Origin of the sequence: Mesorhizobium sp. KR2-14 (assembly GCF_040049255.1) — a bacterium.
GTDB lineage: Bacteria > Pseudomonadota > Alphaproteobacteria > Rhizobiales > Rhizobiaceae > Pseudaminobacter.
The window spans coordinates 319,154-337,379 of the sequence record NZ_JBDZDR010000002.1 but is presented as its reverse complement, the minus strand read 5'-3'; the positions used below and the strand labels follow the sequence as shown (position 1 = coordinate 337,379).

The 18,226-nt window shown below is 64.4% G+C and carries 11 protein-coding genes and 1 tRNA gene; 5 read left to right on the top strand and 7 right to left on the bottom strand.

Going from position 1 to position 18,226, the window contains the following annotated elements; translation table 11 throughout:
• Positions 1 to 62 precede the first annotated feature (62 nt).
• Positions 63 to 1,628 (top strand): exodeoxyribonuclease VII large subunit, encoded by a 1,566-nt coding sequence (gene xseA / locus ABLE86_RS06085; RefSeq protein ID WP_348778580.1) that lies wholly within the window; start codon positions 63 to 65, stop codon positions 1,626 to 1,628.
• Positions 1,629 to 1,644: 16 nt separating this feature from the next.
• On the opposite strand, the gene ABLE86_RS06080 is transcribed toward xseA, so the two are convergent.
• Positions 1,645 to 1,721: transfer RNA gene (locus tag ABLE86_RS06080), tRNA-His, on the bottom strand.
• A gap of 242 nt (positions 1,722 to 1,963) precedes the next feature.
• A complete protein-coding gene (locus ABLE86_RS06075) occupies positions 1,964 to 2,428 on the bottom strand; it encodes a phasin (RefSeq protein WP_348778036.1) in 465 nt (154 codons plus the stop codon).
• A gap of 252 nt (positions 2,429 to 2,680) precedes the next feature.
• Here ABLE86_RS06075 and ABLE86_RS06070 point away from each other — a divergent pair, with 252 nt between their 5' ends.
• The 3 genes from ABLE86_RS06070 (at position 2,681) to ABLE86_RS06060 (ending at position 9,467) form a co-directional block, all read left to right on the top strand.
• Entirely contained in the window at positions 2,681 to 6,223 is a 3,543-nt protein-coding gene (locus tag ABLE86_RS06070) for a PAS domain S-box protein (RefSeq protein ID WP_348778035.1), read from the top strand.
• A 352-nt stretch (positions 6,224 to 6,575) separates the two neighbouring features.
• A complete protein-coding gene (locus tag ABLE86_RS06065; protein ID WP_348778034.1) occupies positions 6,576 to 7,625 on the top strand; it encodes a Fe(3+) ABC transporter substrate-binding protein in 1,050 nt (349 codons plus the stop codon).
• A 363-nt stretch (positions 7,626 to 7,988) separates the two neighbouring features.
• On the top strand, positions 7,989 to 9,467 hold the full coding sequence (locus ABLE86_RS06060; protein WP_348778579.1) for an iron ABC transporter permease: 1,479 nt from the start codon (positions 7,989 to 7,991) through the stop codon (positions 9,465 to 9,467).
• Positions 9,468 to 9,732: 265 nt separating this feature from the next.
• Here the strand turns inward: ABLE86_RS06060 and ABLE86_RS06055 are convergent, their stop codons facing one another.
• The gene (locus ABLE86_RS06055) at positions 9,733 to 11,691 is read right to left on the bottom strand and encodes an acetoacetate--CoA ligase (protein WP_348778033.1); all 1,959 of its coding nucleotides are present in this window, start codon (positions 11,689 to 11,691) and stop codon (positions 9,733 to 9,735) included.
• A gap of 225 nt (positions 11,692 to 11,916) precedes the next feature.
• Between ABLE86_RS06055 and ABLE86_RS06050 the strand changes: the two genes are divergently transcribed.
• Positions 11,917 to 13,770, top strand: coding sequence for an AsmA-like C-terminal region-containing protein (locus ABLE86_RS06050; protein ID WP_348778032.1), 1,854 nt, complete (start codon positions 11,917 to 11,919; stop codon positions 13,768 to 13,770).
• A 50-nt stretch (positions 13,771 to 13,820) separates the two neighbouring features.
• On the opposite strand, the gene ABLE86_RS06045 is transcribed toward ABLE86_RS06050, so the two are convergent.
• The 4 genes from ABLE86_RS06045 to ABLE86_RS06030 form a co-directional block, all read right to left on the bottom strand.
• Positions 13,821 to 14,639 carry an ABC transporter permease subunit gene (locus tag ABLE86_RS06045; RefSeq protein ID WP_348778031.1) on the bottom strand — a complete coding sequence of 273 codons (819 nt, stop codon included), beginning with the start codon at positions 14,637 to 14,639 and terminating at the stop codon, positions 13,821 to 13,823.
• A 7-nt stretch (positions 14,640 to 14,646) separates the two neighbouring features.
• A complete protein-coding gene (locus ABLE86_RS06040) occupies positions 14,647 to 15,615 on the bottom strand; it encodes an ABC transporter permease subunit (RefSeq protein ID WP_348778030.1) in 969 nt (322 codons plus the stop codon).
• A gap of 8 nt (positions 15,616 to 15,623) precedes the next feature.
• Positions 15,624 to 16,763: an ABC transporter ATP-binding protein gene (locus ABLE86_RS06035; RefSeq protein WP_348778029.1), complete on the bottom strand. Its 1,140-nt coding sequence runs from the start codon at positions 16,761 to 16,763 to the stop codon at positions 15,624 to 15,626.
• A gap of 224 nt (positions 16,764 to 16,987) precedes the next feature.
• The gene (locus ABLE86_RS06030) at positions 16,988 to 18,034 is read right to left on the bottom strand and encodes a polyamine ABC transporter substrate-binding protein (protein ID WP_348778578.1); all 1,047 of its coding nucleotides are present in this window, start codon (positions 18,032 to 18,034) and stop codon (positions 16,988 to 16,990) included.
• Positions 18,035 to 18,226 lie beyond the last annotated feature (192 nt).

Here is an 18,226-nt window from a genome sequence, read left to right as displayed (position 1 = left end):
GCGCTTGTGATGAAGGCGCCAACGGGCTTGACCCGCGGTGCCGAAAGCGCGCCAATCGCGCGATGAGCGACTTCTTCTCCGAATCGAAAAGCAACGTCATCGAATATACGGTGAGCGAGATTTCCGGCGCGCTGAAGCGTGCGGTCGAAGACCAGTTCGGCCATGTGCGCGTGCGCGGCGAAATTTCCGGCTATCGCGGCCCCCATTCCTCCGGCCACGCCTATTTCACCCTCAAGGACGATCGCGCCCGGCTGGAGGCCGTGGTGTGGAAGGGCACGATGAGTCGCCTGAAGTTCCGCCCCGAGGAAGGCATGGAGGTGATCGCCACCGGCAAGCTCACCACCTATCCCGGCTCGTCGAAATACCAGATCGTCATCGACAATCTGGAGCCGGCGGGCGCCGGGGCGCTGATGGCCCTGCTGGAAGAGCGCAAGCGCCGGCTGGCCGCCGAGGGCCTGTTCGACAGCGAGCGCAAGCGCCCCCTGCCCTTCATGCCGCGGGTGCTGGGCGTCATCACCTCGCCCACCGGCGCGGTGATCCGCGACATCATCCACCGAATCACCGACCGCTTTCCGCTGCATGTCGTGGTCTGGCCGGTGCGCGTGCAGGGCGAGACTTCCGGCGCGGAGGTTGCCGCGGCCGTGCAGGGCTTCAACGCCCTGCCTCCCGGCGGCCCGGTGGCACGACCGGATATCCTCATCGTGGCGCGCGGCGGCGGCAGCCTGGAGGACCTTTGGGGCTTCAACGACGAGGCGCTGGCACGCGCGGTGGCTGCGTCGGAGATACCGGTGATCTCGGCCGTGGGCCACGAGACGGACTGGACGCTGGTGGACTATGCGGCCGACGTGCGCGCGCCGACCCCGACAGGCGCCGCCGAATTCGCGGTTCCGGTGAAGGCCGATCTGGAGGCCAGGCTCGCCACCCTGTCGGCGCGGCTCAAGGGCTGCATGTCGCGCCATTTCGATCGCAAGCGGCAGACGCTGCGGGCGGCCTCGCGCGCGCTGCCTGCGCCAGACCAGCTGCTCGCGCTGCCGCGACGCCATTTCGACGAGCTGACCAGCCGTCTCACACGCGCGCTGTCCGTCAGCACCGAGCGCAAGCGGGCGCGATTCGCTGCCGTTCGCCTCACGCCTGCCACGCTGGACCGTCGCCTCGCCGAAACGCGTCGCATCACCGACCGCGACCTTGCCCGCGCCTTTGCCGCGCTGCGCGCCATGGTGCGTGAGCGGCGCGTGCAACTCGACCGCACCGCGCAGCGCATCGGGCCGGCGCCATTGCTGCGCCGCCAGGCGCAGAGCCGCGACACGCTGGCCGCCCTGCAGCGGCGGCTCGATCATGCGATCGCCCTCCGCCTTGAACGGCAGCGGGGCCGAATCACCCAGGCCGACCGCCTGCTTTCGACGCTGTCGCATCAATCGATTCTCGAACGCGGATTCGCGCTGGTCACGGACGCGGAAGGAAAGCTGGTGAAGCGCGCGGCAGAGGTGGTGCCAAATGCGGCCCTGTCCCTGCGCTTTGCCGACGGCGCCGTCGGCGTTGTCGCCGGCGAAGGCGGCGCCCGCCCCAAGCAACAAGCCAAACCCGCATCCAAGCCGAAGGATCCCGGCGCGCAGGGTTCGCTGTTCTGATTGTATCTGTGAGGAGTGGTACCGTTGGCTGGGCTCGAACCAGCGACCTCCGGATCCACAATCCGGCGCTCTAACCAACTGAGCTACAACGGCACGCCATTTGGTGAAGCGTCCAATAAGGACAAATGACGGACATTTCAAGCCACATGTCGGTGCTTCTCCCGGTCATTTTGGCCGCAGGGGGCCAATGGGCCGGAAAACCGGGAAAAACCCGACAAAAAAGAAAAGACCGGCCGAGGAGCCGGTCTTTTTCAGTCAGGCCAGTGGTGGGCTGGCCGCGGTTTCCGAAGGCTGAGGAGGAGAGAGGAGGTTGCCTTCGGCGAATCTCGGTATTGTCAGGCGACCTTCAGTTCCTTGAACGTGCGCTCGAAGACGTCCTTGAGCGGCTTGGCGACATCTTCCGCCGCCTTGGTGGACAAGGTCTGGAAATCCTTTGCCTGCTGGGCGGCCGCTTCGGCTCCGTGGCGCAGGAAGGCGGTCTGCAGCTCGAACAGTTCGGCGAGCGACTTGGCGGCAACCACCGCCTCGAGATGGGCAAACCCGGCCTCGGTGTTCGTGCGCAGCGTGGAGATCGCCTTCAGCGACAGGTCTCCGCCAGCGGCGCGGGCGGCTTCGAAGCTAGTCTCAAGCGCCTTCTGGGTGTCTTCCGCGCCGCTCTTCAGCTTGGCGAAGGTTTCCTTCGACTGCTCCATGCCCTTTTCGGCAAGGGCGCGGAACTGGTCCGTGGCCTTCGAAGCGTCGAAAGCAGCGAACTCGGCATTCTCTGTAAACTCTGCGGTCTTGGCAGCAGTTTTGGACATGATTGCATCCTTTACAGTGGACAGGCTTTACTAGGGGGCTGTCACATTCATGCGTGAATGCTATATAGCATCGCACATGCTGCAGCGCAACATAATTGTGCAGCGCAACATGCGAGCTTAGCCCGCGTTAACCAAACCGCGAGTTTCCGCTCGCTATCTGCGCGGATTTCTGGACGTTGGAACCGCCGACTTGTTATTAATAAACGGTTAACTGCAGAGGGATACGCCTTCGCAGCAAGGCCCAGTGAGCACATGCCGTCCGCTTCGTATTCGTTCATCGATGTCGCGATCCTCGACGAGGTAAGGCAGCGTTTCGCCGATGGCGACGCGCTGGCGATTCTGACGACGGATCTGGATCAGGTGATCTGGGCCAACGGCCCGGGCGCGGCCTTGCTCGGCTATCCCGACATCGAGGCGGCCATCGGCGAGGAGCCCGGCCTTTCGCTCGCCGCAAAGCGCCAGATCATGGCCACGAGCGGCTATCCGGCTATCGGCCGCGACCGCAACCTTCTGGTGCGCATTGCCTCCGGCACCACCAGCCGCGCCGTCAATTTCATCGCGAGCGCGCTGCCGCTGCCCGATGGCGAAGAGGCAGTCCTGCTTGCCGTTCCCGCTGAGCGGGGCGGCGCGCGGAGCGCCCGGGAGCTTGCCCAGCGCGCTATCGGCGGGCTGGAGGGCCATGGCCAGTTCGCGGCGCTGGTCGGCGCCGAGGGCGAGATCGAGGCGGGCTCCAGCGGCTTCGCGGCGCTGGGCATCGCACCGCAGACACTTTCCGAGCTTGTCGCCGAGGTCGGCATGGCGCGCGACCGGCTGGTCAAGCGCATGATCCGCAGCGCAAAGGGCCTGCTGCCTGCCGGCATCGCCCGTCTGGCCGATGAGCCTGCGCGGCACCTGCTGCTGGTCGTCGACGAGGAGCAACTGGACGAGACAGCGGAAATCGAAGCCGCGGCCGAAGTACCGGCCCAGCCTGCCGTAGACGAACTCCCGGGCCCCGACGCCCTGCCGGCGGAACCGGAAGCCGCACCGCCTGCCGCTGAAAGTCAGGACGCCGCCGCGGTTGAGACGAGGGCGCACGCCGCTGAAACCGAGACGACGCTGACCGAAGTGCCGGCCGTCGAGCCGGTGCACGAGACGCCCCCGTCGGAAGAACCGGTCGCCGCCTCCCCAGCCGAGGAAGAGCCGGCCCCTCGAGCGCCTGCTGCGGAGGAAGCCGAGGAAGCTGACATCCCTGCGCCTGCGGCAGCGGCGCCGGCGCCCTTGGCGGAAGCATCGGTGCCGAGAACGGATCGCGATGCCGCGCCCACCCGCTTCGTCTGGCGAACCGATGCCGAAGGCAGGTTCACCGCCATTTCCAAGGAGTTCTCGGACGCGGTCGGCGCGGCCGCCGCCGATGTCATCGGCCGGCGTTTCCGCGATGTCGCCAACGCGTTCAACCTCGACCCGTCCGGCGAGATCGCCGGACTGCTCGAACGCCGCGACACATGGTCGGGTCGTTCGGTGTTCTGGCCGGTCGCGGGCACCGGGCTGAAAATCCCGGTCGATCTCGCCGCCCTGCCCGTCTACAGCCGTGACCGCATCTTCGAAGGTTTTCGCGGCTTCGGCGTGGCGCGCAGCGGCGAAGCCCTGCCCGACCCCGAAGGCCTCGGCCTGGTGCTGGTGCCCGGCAAGCCGTTGCAGACCGAAACCAATGCGCCCGAAGATGGGGAGCAGGCAGAATTCGACCCGTTCCACGGCGAAGTTCCGGCGCTTCTGGTCGAGCCAAAGCCCGACCGACGCGTCAGCGACAAGGTGATCAGGCTTGCGGAGCACCGGCCGGGCGCCGCGTCCGACAAGGGTCTTTCGCCTGTCGAGCGCAGTGCCTTCCGCGAAATCGGCGAACGCCTGAAGAAGCAGGGCGACGGGGAAAAGGCGGCCGGAGAAACCGGACAGCCGGCTTCGAAACAAGAAGACGCGCCCGCCGCCCGGATCGACGAGACCGCACTCCAGCCGGAACAGATCGTTGAGGCGCCGCAGCCCGACGAGGTCGAAGCCACCCCGGCAGCTTCGGACGGCGCGGCGGCTGCCGAAGCGGGGGCCCCCGAGCCGGCGGGCGAGGAGCAGCCCGCTGAGGTTATCGCCGAAGCCGCACCGGCCACCGAGATCGAGACCGAGCCAGCGGGCACCGCGGCTGCCGATGAAGCTCCAGCCGAGGAAACTGCCGCCGCGGCGGCGGATGCCGGCGGCGTCCCTATCGAAGCCGCGCCGAATGAGCCCGCCCGGCAGGCCCCGCCGCTCAGGCATGAAGGTTTCCTTCCTTCAGCCTTTGCTCCCGGCGCGGCGTCCCGCTTGCCGGCCGACACGGCAATCCTCGAGAAATTGCCGGTGCCGGTGCTGATCCATTCCGGCGATGTGCTGCACTATGCCAATGAGGAGTTCCTCACGCTCACGGGCTACCAGTCGCTCGAACAGTTGGCCGTTGCAGGCGGCCTCGACGCCCTGTTTGCCGAAAGCTACGCCGATGCCGCCGCCGAGGCTCCGCACCATGATCTGCGGCTGCGCACCGGCGACGGGCTGGAGTTCCCCATCGAAGCGCTTCTGCGTTCCGTGCCGTGGCAAGGCGGCAAGGCGCTTATGCTGGTGGTGCGCCGCACCGGCGAGGAAGAGCAACCCGCGCCGCAATTACCCAGCGAAGCCGAGCTTCACGCACGCATCGCCGAAATGCGCACCATCATCGATACGGCCACCGACGGCGTCGTGCTTATCGACAAGGATGGCACCGTCCGCTCCATCAGCCGGCCCGCCGAGGCACTGTTCGGCCTGGACACCGACGAGGTTGCAGGCAAGCCCTTCGCCTCGCTTTTCGCCATGGAAAGCCAACGTGCAGTGCGCGACTATCTCAACGGGTTGGCCGAGCATGGCGTGGCAAGCGTGCTCAATGACGGCCGGGAGGTGATCGGGCGCGAGGCGGAGGGCCGCTTCATCCCGATGTTCATGACCATCGGCCGCCTGCCCAACGACAGCGGCTATTGCGCCGTGGTGCGCGACATCACCCAGTGGAAGCGCGCCGAGGAGGAGCTTACCCAGGCACGCGCCTTGGCCGAGCGAGCCTCGTCGCAGAAGACCGACTTCCTCGCCCGCGTCAGCCACGAGATCCGCACTCCGCTCAATGCCATCATCGGCTTCTCCGAGTTGATGATCGACGAGAAGTTCGGCCCTGTCGCCAACGACCGCTACCGCGACTATCTGCGCGACATCAACCGTTCCGGCAACCACGTGCTCGACCTGGTCAACGACCTGCTCGACATCTCCAAGATCGAGGCCGGTCAGCAGGAAATGTCCAATGAGGCGGTGTCGCTCAACGACACGCTGGCCGAGACCGTGGCGATGATGCAGCCGCAGGCCAATCGCGAGCGGGTCATCATTCGCTCCAGCTTCGCCTCCAGGCTGCCCGACGTGGTGGCCGACCTGCGCAGCGTGCGCCAGATCGCGCTCAACATTCTTTCCAACGCCGTGCGCTACACCCAGGCCGGCGGGCAGGTCATCGTCTCGACGGCCTACGAGACGAACGGGGACATCGTCATGCGCGTGCGCGACACCGGCATAGGCATGACCCCAGCGGAAATCGAGCAGGCGCTGAAACCGTTCAAGCAGATCAATTCGCTGAAACGCCCGCGCGGCGACGGGACGGGCCTCGGCCTGCCGCTGACCAAGGCGATGGTGGAGGCCAACCGCGCCCGTTTCACCATCAATTCCACGCCTGGCGAGGGCACGCTGGTGGAAATCACCTTCCCCTCGACCCGCGTTCTGGCCGACTGACTCCAGAAACGAACGGGAATGCGCCCCACGCAGCGCATTCCAGCTAAAACGGGCGAAAGCACCACGTTTCCACCGCAGCTCCGCCGTCGGGATGGGCTTCGACCCGCCAGGCCGCCGACGTTTTCCACACCCATATGGACAAAATGTCGCGCCTGTCACCGCCCCTCTCGCAGGTTGTTCCTCAACCCCTTGAAAACCTGCCTGCTTTTGTCCAGTTTAGAATTATTCTAAACTATTGAATTTATTGGCGTTTGCTTGATCCCACCCTATAAATGCTCCAAAAGAGCATCGGCTGCATGCCGCCACCAAACACGTCCCTGGGGCCTTTAACCCCACTGGTCAGGAGAGTGACATGAAATCTGGAAACGCCCGGTCGAAGATTGCCGGAACCGCCGCTTTCGCCTTTGCCGCCTTGTTCGCCGGCACGGCGCTCGCGGAAGGCACTGTGAACATCTACACCTATCGCCAGCCGGAGCTGATCCAGCCGGTGCTCGACGCCTTCACGGCCGAGACCGGCATCAAGACCGAAGTCCTCTTCCTCGACAAGGGCCTTGAGGAGCGCATCCTGGCCGAGGGCCAGAACTCGCCGGCCGACGTCATCATGACCGTCGACGTCGCGCGCCTCACCACCGCGAAGGACAAGGGCATCACCCAGCCGCTGGACGACGCCACCATCAATGCCAACATCCGGCCCGAATACCGCGATCCGGAGGGCAACTGGTTCGGCCTCACCAAGCGCGCCCGCGTCATCTACGCTTCGAAGGACCGCGTGAAGGATACCGCCATCAGCTATGCCGAGCTTGCCGATCCCAAGTGGAAGGGCAAGATCTGCATCCGCTCGGGCCAGCACGACTACAACCTCGCTTTGTTCGGTGCCGCCATTGCGCATTGGGGGCCTGAGAAGACCGAAGAGTGGATGAAGGGCCTGAGGGCCAATCTGGCGCGCAAGCCCGAAGGCGGCGACCGCCCGCAGGCCAAGGCCATCGCGTCCGGCGAATGCGACATCGCCATCGGCAACACCTATTACGTTGGCCTGATGCGGACCAACGAAAAGGAGCCGCAGGAGAAGGAGTGGGGCAATGCCATCAACGTCATCTTCCCGACCTGGGAAAACGGCCTGACGCATGTGAACATCTCGGGTGCCGCGCTCACGAAATATGCGCCGCATCGCGAAAATGCCATCAAGCTCATCCAGTTCCTGTCCAGCCACGAGGCGCAGAAGATCTACGCCGAAAAGAATTTCGAATATCCGGTCGAGCCCGGCCTTGAGCCCTCGCCGGTGGTCAAGGAGTTCGGCCAACTGAACGCCGACACCCTGCCGCTGGTCGAGATTGCCAAGAACCGCAAGGCCGCCTCCGAGATGGTCGACCGCGTCGGACTCGACGACGGCCCGGCAAACTGAAGCTTTGTGGAGCATGATCTTTTCCGAATACCGGTTCCCACTTTTCGGGATCATGCTCTGAATTAACCGTCGGGAAAGCCGGGCCGGACGAGTGTCCGGCTTTTCCGTTTTTCACGAAGGTCCCAATTGACCGCAATCGAACGCAACGACCAGGCAATATCGGAGCTGGCATCCCGGCCGGTGCGGCTGCGCGTGAAGCGCACCCGGCATGTCGGCATCCACCTGCTGACGCTTGCGGTGTCGGCCTGCGTGCTGCTGCCGATCCTGTCGCTGGCCTATGTCGCCTTCAGCGGAACCGGCGAAGACTGGCCGCATCTAGTGGCCAATGTGTTGCCCGGCTCCAGCCTGACGACGCTTTACCTGATGGCGCTCGTCGCGACGGCAACCTCCATCGTAGGTGTCGCCAGCGCCTGGCTGATCGTTGGTTTCGACTTTCCGCTGCGCAGGACCCTCTCCTGGGCGCTCGTGCTGCCGCTTGCCGTGCCCACCTATCTCGCCGCCTACGCCTTCGGCGAATTCTTCCACTACACGGGTCCGGTGCAGGGGCTGGTGCGGGCGCTTTTCGGCTTCCAGACCATCCGCGACTACTGGTTCCCCGACATTCGCTCCACGCCAGGTGCTGCCTTCGTGCTGTCCTCGGTGCTCTACCCTTACGTCTATCTCACCGCGCGCATCGTCTTCCTGATGCAGGGCCGCAACATCGCCGATGTGGCGCGCACGCTTGGTGCGCGGCCGGGCAAGGTTTTCTGGCGCGTTCTGCTTCCCGTCGCCCGGCCGGCGATCGTCGCCGGTGTCGCGCTGGTGCTGATGGAGACCGTCAACGACATCGGGGCTGCCGAATATCTTGGCGTGCGCACGCTGACTTTCTCCGTCTATGCGACGTGGCTAAACCGCGGCAGCCTTGAAGGCGGCGCGCAGATCGCGCTGGTCATGCTCATGCTGGTGTTCATGCTGCTGGGCACCGAGCAGTGGGCGCGCAGACGCCAGCGTTTCCACACCGGCCGTGCCACCCATATGCGCGCTCGCCCTCCCCGCCGCCGACTGAAGGGCTGGCGCGCGCTGGCCGCCCTGGCGGCAACCGCCCTGCCCGTGCTTGCCGGGTTCGGCATACCGATCTTCGTGTTCGGCCAGTATGCGGCGCGGCGGCTGGAACAGTTTTACGCACCGGCGCTCACCCGCGCCTTCCTGAACAGCCTGGCTACGGCCACCGCCACGGCGCTGATTACGGTGGTTCTGGCGCTGTTCCTCATCAATGCGGTTCGGCTCTGCCGCTCGCACGGCATCTCCGTATTGGTGCGGCTGGCCTCGATCGGCTACGCGCTGCCCGGCGGCATTTTGGGGCTGGGCCTGCTTTTCGCACTGGCCCGCTTCGACAATGCGCTCGATGGCTTTGCCCGCGCCGAGTTGGGCTTCAGGACCGGCCTGCTGCTGACCGGTTCGGCCGCCGCGGTGGTGGTAGCATGCGCCATCCGCTTCCTGGCGCTGGCGGAAAGCGCCATCCGGTCGGGCATGGAGAAGCTGCCGCCCAATCTTGACGAAGCCGCCCGCAGCCTCGGCCACACGCCGACCCGCAGCGCCACGCACGTGCTGCTGCCGCTGCTCAAGCCCGCGATCCTCACGGCCGCCGTGCTGGTGTTCGTGGACACCATCAAGGAGCTGTCGGCGACGATCCTGCTGCGCCCGTTCGGCTTCAACACGCTGGCGACCTTCGTCTACGAGAACGCCTCGCGCGGTGTTCCGGAGGAAGGCGCGGTGGCGGCGATCCTCATCATCCTTACCGCGTTGGTGCCGGTGATGCTTCTGTCGGGTGCCTTGGCGCGCGACCGCGAAGCCACCATGTGAACCTCTACGGCGCACCCAAAAAGAAAGGCGCTCCGAAGGGAGCGCCTGAATGAAATGCTGTCACAACGGGACTTGACCGAAATGGCTTCCTCGCCTGGGCGAGGACTGGGATCTCTCCCTCAAGTTGGCCCGACTATCGTGCCACACCCCTTAACAAATCCTTACCGGAACCCGACGAAATTTACGAAACTGTATCAGTTGTGAAAACGCCGTAAATTTCACGTTCGGATTCTGTAAAGCATGATGGTCGCCGGCCCCCGGCTATTCAGCTCTGCAGCGCCGGAATGTCCCGGAAAAGGTTGAGCGCCTCCGGGTTGGCCAGCGCCTCCTTGTTCTTGACCGGGCGGCCGTGGACGATGTCGCGCACCGCAAGTTCGGTGATCTTGCCCGACTTGGTGCGCGGAATGTCGGTGACCGCCACGATCCTGGCCGGCACATGGCGCGGGCTGGCGCCGGTGCGGATCTTGGCGCGGATCTCCTTCTCCAGCGCCTCGTCGAGGCTGACGCCGGCGGCCAGCCGCACGAACAGCACTACGCGCACATCGCCGTCCCAGTCTTGTCCGATGCACAAGGCTTCGGCGATCTGCGGCATCTGCTCGACCTGGTTGTAGATCTCGGCCGTGCCGATGCGCACGCCGCCCGGGTTCAGCGTGGCATCCGAACGGCCATGGATGACGATGCCGCCATGCTCGGTCCACTCGGCGAAATCGCCATGGCACCAGACATTGTCGAAGCGCTCGAAATAGGCGGCGCGGTATTTGGCGCCATCGGCATCGTTCCAGAAGCCGATCGGCATGACGGTGAAAGGCTTGGTGCAGACCAGCTCGCCCTTCTCGCCACGGATCGGCTTGCCGGCGTCGTCCCAGACATCGACAGCCATGCCGAGCCCGGCCGCCTGGATTTCGCCGATCCACACCGGCTCCGTCGGCACGCCAAGCACGAAGCAAGAGACGATGTCGGTGCCGCCCGAGATCGAAGCGAGGTGGACGTCCTTCTTGATGCCGTCGTAGACAAAGGCGAACCCTTCCGGCGACAGCGGCGAGCCGGTGGACGACAGCGTGCGCACGCTCGACAGGTCATGCGTCTCGATGGGGCGCAGACCCGCCTTGCGCACGGAGTCGATGAACTTCGCCGAGGTGCCAAAATAGGTCATCTTCTCGGCGTCGGCGAAATCGAACAGCACGTTGCCGTCCGGATGGAAGGGCGAGCCGTCATAGAGCAGCAGCGTCGCGCCTGAGGCCAGGCCCGAGACCAGCCAGTTCCACATCATCCAGCCACAGGTGGTGAAATAAAAGAAACGGTCGCCCTCCTCTATCCCGGCATGCAGCCGCTGTTCCTTGACGTGCTGGAGCAGCGTGCCCCCGGCCGAATGGACGATGCACTTGGGGATGCCGGTCGTGCCGGAGGAAAACAGGATGTAGAGCGGGTGCGAGAATGGCAGCCGCTCGAAGTTCACCTTGGCCGGGGTGAACGGCGCCAGCGCCTCGTCCAGCGCCTGCGCGCCTTCGACGCCTGCTGCCACCTCACGCGCCTTGCCGAGATAGTCGACGACCAGCACCTTGCGCACCGTCGGCAGTTCCTTCGCCACCGCGGCGATCTTGGCGGCAACGTCGATCTGCTTGCCGTTGTAGTAATAGCCATCGGGCGCGATGAACACGACCGGCTCGATCTGGCCGAAGCGGTCGAGCACGCCCTGTTCGCCGAAATCGGGCGAGCAGGACGACCACACCGCGCCGATGGAGGCGGCGGCAAGCATCGCCGCTACCGTCTCGGGCATGTTGGGCATCATGGCGGCCACCCGGTCGCCCTGCTTGACGCCGAGCGAACGGAACAGCTGCTGCAGCCGCGACACCAGCGCATGCAGTTCGTCCCATGACAGGCGACGCGTCACCTTGTCCTCGCCCTTGAAGACGATGGCGTCGCTCGGGCCCGTCTTCTTCAGCAGGTTCTCCGCAAAATTCAGGCTGGCGTCGGGAAAGAACTGCGCGCCCGGCATCCTGTCGCCGTCGATCAGCACGCGCTCGCCCTTGTCGCCGACTACCCCGCAAAAATCCCAGACCAGGTTCCAGAAGGCTTCGCGGTCCGCCACCGACCAGGCATGCAGTTCGGCGTAGTGGGAAAACTTGCGTCCAGCCTTCTGCGACGCTTCGGCCATGAAGGCGGTCAGCGGGGCGGCTGCGATCCGTTCTTTAGACGGCGTCCACAGCGGCGCGGAATTCGACATTGCACTCTCCTCCAAAAGCCTTGCCGTTATGCATTTTGCGATGCGGCCAAGCAAGATAATGTACCGGGAGCGGCATGGCGGTGCGCAAATCTCCAAGCGCTTGTGCGCAAACGTCATGTCACGGCCACAAATGCTTGAAATGCCACGCATGTCCGCTACACCGGTCTGCGACGCAACCGGCTGAACGCAGGCGGTCGACAGTTCGATCAGCATGAATGAGGCACAATGCCGTCACCTTTGGTCAGACGCAGCTTTTGGGCAATCGCGATAGCAGCGCTGGCTGTGGCGCTGGCCGTCGCCATCTTGCCCTTCCTTGCCTCGACACGCATCGTCCGCGATCGCATCGCCTACGAGCTGGGCTCGTGGAGCGGCTATCGCGTCTCCATCGGCGCGGCCCCCGAGATCGAGGTCTGGCCGAGCCTCCGCGCAAGCGTGAACAATGTGACCATGACGCCGTGGGGCCAGGCCGATCATCCGCCGGTGATCGAGGCCGAACGGATCGACATCAAGCTTTCCGCGCTCGCCGCTCTGCGCGGCGATATCGTTTTTTCCTCGGCGGAACTGGTCCGACCCACACTGCGGCTGGAGAAGGATGCCGACGGCGGCTACCGGCCCTTGCCGCCGGACGGAGGCCGCATTGCCAACGCGATCCGCGAGACGGCGCAAGCCCTGGCGGACAGCTCCGCCGAGACGGAACGCGGTCTTCCGCCGCGCGACCTTGGCGTGATCTCCATACGCGACGGCCGCGTCACGACCTATGTCGATGGCAAGGATTCTGAAATACTGACTGGCGCTACCGGCCGGCTGGATTGGCCCGCCCTGAACAAGTCGGCCAACGCTGCCCTGAGCGTGATCTGGCGCGGCGAAACCATCAATCTTGAAATCTCATCGGCCAAGCCCCTGCTGCTGCTGGCGGGCGGCGAAGCGCCGCTGTCGCTGAACCTGGCCTCTGCGCCCGCTACTGCTTCCTTCGATGGCACGATAAAGACCTCGCAGAACGCCTATCTCGACGGAAAGCTGAAATTCGCGACCCCTTCGCTGAAGCGCCTGAACGACTGGTCCGGCGCCGAGATGTCCACCACTGCCAGCGCCATACGCTCGCTGGCAATCGGCGGCCGGCTGGTTGGCAATACGCAGCGTATGAAGCTGGAAAACGCCGAGATCGCGCTGGACAAGAACCCGGGGCGCGGAGCGCTCGACCTGATCCTTGGCGAGCGGGTGCCGGTGATCTCCGGCACCCTGGCTTTCGATGCGCTCGACCTGCGCACATTGCTCGCCGCGTTCACGCCGGCGACTTCCGGCGGTTCGCCGGAAATCGATCCCGATTTCTCGAACCGCATAGGGCTCGACCTGCGCCTGTCCGCCGGCCACGCCAGCGTCGGTTCGGTGGCACTCGCGAACGTGGCGGCCACCGCGCAGATCAAGAACGGGCTGGTGGCCTTCGACATCTCCGATGCCTCCGCTTTTGGCGGCAACCTGCAGGCCAGCGCCCGCTTCGACCGCCGGCCGGAGGGGACCCAGGCCGAGATACGCTTTCTGGCCTCCGACATCGAGGGCGGCGCCTTTGGGGCAGCGGCCGGCATGACCCGGCTGGTGCCGATCGGCCGGGGCACCATCTCCGTCATCTTGAAGGGTCCGGGCCGCGCCTGGGACTCGATCGTGGAAAATGGCGAGGGATCGATCTCGGCGAGTTTCGGACCCGGCGCGCTTTCCGAATTCGATCTGGCAAGCTTTCAGAAGCGCTCCAAGGAAGGCGGCTTCTTTGCCCTGGACGAAGTGTCGAAAGGAACGCTCCCCATCGAAGGCGCCGAGCTCAAGGCCAGCATTTTTCGCGGGGTTATCAGGATAGAGAAGGCTGAGGCCCGGGCTCCGCAAGGCCGGCTGTGGCTTACGGGCATCGTGCCCTTCACCAGCCGCGGACTGGCCCTGTCGGGCGGCATGGTACCGCCTGACCAGCCGGCGGAAGGCGATGTCGAACCCTCGCCCACCTTCTTCGTCGGCGGCTCGTGGAACGCCCCGTTCATATCGCCGGTGAAGTCGTCACCCGCCGGCACGTCGCCGAACCAAGGCGCAGACTAGACGCAGCCTGGCTCTATTGCTCTCAGGGCAGATATCTCTCTGGGAAAAATCTACGCCCGCTGCGCGGCCTGCTCGTCGCGCAGACGCTGCACCTCGCGCCGCTTGTTGACCACGGATGCCCCGATGACACCGACGGCCACAACGGCAATCAGGATCGTACAGGCCGCGTTGATTTCCGGCGTCACGCCCAGCCGCACCTGGCTGTAGATCTTCATCGGCAGCGTGGTGGCGCCAGGGCCCGAGGTGAATGAGGCGATCACCAGATCGTCGAGCGACAGCGTGAAGGCGAGCATCCAGCCGGAGATGATCGCCGGCATGATAACCGGCAGGGTGATCTGGAAGAACGTCTTCACCGGCGGCGCGCCGAGGTCCATCGCGGCCTCTTCCAGCGACCGGTCGAAGGTCAGCAGGCGCGACTGCACCACCACCGCCACGAAGCACATGGTGAAGGTCACGTGCGCCAGGGTCACGGTCACGAAACCGCGGTCCAGCCCGACGGCGACGAACAATAGAAGCAGCGACAGACCGGTAATCACCTCCGGCATCACCAGCGGCGCAAACACCATGCCCGAAAACAGCACCCGGCCGCGAAAGCGCGTATATCGGGTGAGCGCCAGGGCTGCGAGCGTGCCCAGAACCGTGGAGATGGTGGCCGAGATCAGCCCCACCCGTGCAGTCACCCAGGCGGCATCCATGAGGCCCTTGTTCTGGAACAGGGACACATACCATTTGGTCGAAAAGCCACCCCACACAGTGACGAGCTTCGACGCGTTGAAGGAAAATACGATCAGCAGCACGATCGGCAGGTAGAGGAAGGCAAAGCCCAGCACGATCGATGTGATGTTGAAGCGGCTCCAGGTCGTATTCATGCTGCCCTCACCGATCCTGTTCCTGAGCGCGGGCCTGCACGTGCTGGAAGATCATGATCGGGATGACCAGCAGCAAGAGCAGGATGATGGCCACGGCCGAGGCGACCGGCCAGTCGCGGTTGCTGAAGAATTCGTTCCAGAGCGTGCGGCCTATCATCAGCGTCTGCGACCCGCCCAGCAGGTCGGGGATGACGAACTCGCCCACCGCTGGGATGAACACCAGCAGGCAGCCGGCGACCACGCCGGGAATGGAAAGCGGGAAAGTGATCTTCCAGAACGCCGTGACGGGCGGGCAGCCTAGGTCCTGCGCGGCCTCGATCAGGGAATAGTCCATCTTCTCCAGCGCCGAATAGAGCGGCAGGATCATGAACGGCAGATAGGAATAGACGATGCCGATGAAGATCGCCGTATGCGTGTTAAGGATAATCAGCGGATCGTTGATCAGCCCGATGCCCTGAAGAAACTGGTTCAGAAGGCCCTCGGGCTTGAGGATGCCGATCCAGGCGTAGACGCGGATAAGGAAGCTGGTCCAGAACGGCAGGATCACCAGCATCAGCAGGGTCGGCCGCATTGTTGCGGGCGCGCGCGCCATCCCGTAGGCGATCGGATAGCCAACGATCAGGGTCAGCACGGTCGATATCGCCGCGATGGCAAGGCTCGAAACATAGGCCTTGAAGTAAAGCGCGTCCTCGGTCAGCCACAGATAGTTGTCGAAGCTCAGCTGGCTGAACAGCTTCATGAGGCCGTCGAGCCCTTCGCCGAGCTCGAACACCGGCGCATACGGCGGCATCGAGATCGCCGACTGCGACAGCGAGATCTTGAAGACGATGGCGAAAGGAACGAGGAAGAAGAAGAGGAGCCAGAGATAGGGAACGGCGATGACCAGGCGGCTCTTCACCGCATTGGCGGCACGGCCGAGCGCCGAGCCACCATCGGCGGCGGAGGCCCTGGAAGCAGCGATTGCTGTCTCGGACATGAGGCCCCCTACTTCGTCAGCACCACGCCCGCGTCGGGGCGGAAGGATATCCAGGCGCGGTCGTTCCAGCTCAGCGGGTCTTCCGACACGCGTGCCGCGTTGAGCGAACTGGCTTTCACCACCTGCCCGTCGTCCAGCTTGACGTGGTAGACGGTCATGTCGCCGAGATAGGCGATGTCGTAGATTTCGCCCTGTGCGGCGTTGGCGTCTGCTTCAGCCGGCTTCCTGGACGTAACCTTGATCTTTTCGGGCCGGATCGCGAAGGAAACCGAGGTGCCGGCCGTGGCCGCGCCCGCGTTCTCGGTCCTGATCGTCAGGTTGCGCCCCTCGATCTGCGCGCCGCCGGCGTCGCGGCTGGCAACCGTTCCTTCGAACATGTTCACATTGCCGACGAAGTTGGCCACGAAGCGCGAATTTGGCGCCTCGTAGACCTCGGCCGGGGTGGCCACCTGCATCACCTCGCCCTTGTCGAGAATGGCGATGCGGTCGGCCATGGTCATGGCCTCTTCCTGGTCGTGGGTCACCACGATGAAGGTAAGGCCCAGATTCTGCTGCAGGTCCATCAGCTCGAACTGCGTCTCTTCGCGCAGCTTCTTGTCCAGCGCGCCGAGCGGTTCGTCCAGCAGCAGCACCTTTGGCCGCTTGGCAACGGAGCGCGCAAGCGCCACACGCTGGCGCTGGCCGCCGGAAAGCTGATGCGGCTTGCGCTTGGCAAACTGCTCGAGCTTCACCAGCCGCAGCATCTCGGCCACCCGCGTCTCGATTTCGGCCTTGGGCATGCCTTCCTGCTTTAGGCCGAAGGCGATGTTGGCCTCCACCGACATATGCGGGAACAGTGCGTAGGATTGGAACATCATGTTCACCGGCCGCCGGTAGGGCGGGATGCCCCGCAGGTCCTGCCCGTCGAGCAGGATGCGGCCGGAAGTCGGCTCGTCGAAGCCGGCAAGCATGCGCAGCAGGGTCGACTTGCCGCAGCCCGAGGCGCCGAGCAGCGCGAAGAACTCGCGCTCGAACACGGTCAGCGACAGGTTGTTGACTGCGGTAAAATCGCCGAAACGCTTGGTGACGTTCTCGAACGCAATATAAGGCCTCGCTGTCGGATCACTCCATGGTGCGAAGCTCTTGCGGATGCTCCCGAGCGATTTCATTTCCTTCTCCACCTAATTCGGTCCCCATCGACGGAGCCTGGCCCTAGCCAGGGCACATACCGTCTCGTTGTGACAGGCAACACGGCCTTTCCGGGATTATTTTCCCCGGTTCAGGACCTGTGCCTGGCGGAAACCCGTCTGTGGACTCGTGCCACTTGAGTTCACAAAGAGGCTTCCGAAAAAGGCCCCGCGAACGAACTCGCGGGGCCCTTCCTCGTGGGTTCTTATTGTCCGGTTACGACCTTCGTCCACAGGCGCGTGATGTTGCGCTGCGCCTTGGCTTCATAGGGCGAGGCCGTGAACAACTTGGCGAGCATCTCGTCGTCCGGGTAGACCGCCGGGTCTTCGAGGATCTCCTTGTTCACGAAGGCCTGCGCGGCCTTGTTGCCGCTGGGGAAGTAGACGTAGTTGGTCGCCTTCGCCGCCACCTCTGGCTTCATGATGTAGTTGAGGAACTCGTGCGCTTCCTCGACATGCTGGGCGTCGGCAGGGATCGCCATCTGGTCGAACCACATTTCGGCCCCTTCCGAGGGGATCGTGTAGTTGACCTCGACGCCCTGGTTGGCCTCCTCGGCGCGGTCTCGCGCCTGGAACACGTCGCCCGACCAGCCGACGGCAAAGCAAATATCGCCATTGGCCAGCGCGTTGATGTATTCGGACGAGTGGAACTTGCGCACATAGGGGCGGATCTTGAGCAAGGCCTCCTCGACCTTGGCCAGATCCTCGGGCGAGGACGATTCCGGATCGAGACCGAGATATTTCAGCGTCGTCGGAATCATGTCGCTCGGCGAATCGAGCACATGAATGCCGCAATCGGCGAGCTTCGACAGCTTTTCCGGGTTGTAGAGGAAGTCCCAGCTGTCGAGTTCCTCGACGCCGAGCGCTTCCTTCACCTTCTTGACGTTATAGCCGAGACCGACCGTGCCCCACATGTAGTTGATCGAGTATTCGTTGCCGGGGTCGTATTTCGCCGTGCGCTCGCTCACCACATCCCACATGTTGGACAGGTTCGGCAGCTTCGACTTGTCGAGCTTCTGGAAAACACCGGCGGAAATCTGACGGGTGAGGAAGTTCGCGCTCGGCACGACCACGTCATAACCGCTGCCGCCGGCGAGCAATTTTGTTTCCAGGATTTCGTTGGAATCGAAGACGTCGTAGACGACCTTGATGCCCGTCTCCTTGGTGAAATCGGAAATGATCGACTCGTCGATGTAGTCCGACCAGTTGAAGACGTTGACGACACGCTCCTGCGCGAAGGCAGTCACGGTCATGAACGTCGCAACCGCTGATGTGGCCGTGAGCCAGAGCGCCTTGCGAATCATCTAAAATCCTCCGTTCGAGTTCCGTTTTCCCGGGCGCAACAAGCCCTTCGCGGCCGGGTTTGAGATTTAGCCTATTGGCCTTGAGACAGGGCGACAAGCACGAAATGTGCCTGTCCCACCTGAGCGGGAGCTGCCCCGATA